This is a genomic window from Gilvimarinus sp. 1_MG-2023 (assembly GCF_030548285.1).
Window position 1 is genome coordinate 1 of record NZ_JAUOSC010001881.1, and the last position, 230, is coordinate 230.

Consider the following 230-nt stretch of genomic DNA (forward strand, 5'->3'; position numbering starts at 1 on the left):
ATACGATGACTGACAATATCTATGACCAACACCTCGACGCGGCAGCTGCCAACTATCAGGCGCTCAGTCCGCTGTCATATCTGCAACGGGCAGCGCTGGTCTATCCGCAGCGACCGGCAGTGATTCATGGGGATGTGCGCCGTAACTGGGATGAAACCTATCGCCGTTGTGTGCAGCTGGCCAGTGCTTTGCGCAAACGAGGAATTGGCAAGGGTGATACGGTGTCGATT

Annotated in this window: 1 protein-coding gene; it reads left to right on the forward strand. The window is 55.7% G+C overall.

From position 1 onward, the window contains the following. Positions 1 to 230, forward strand: a 230-nt coding sequence (locus tag Q4563_RS23220) for an AMP-binding protein (RefSeq protein ID WP_336623076.1), incomplete at both ends; no start/stop codon positions are given.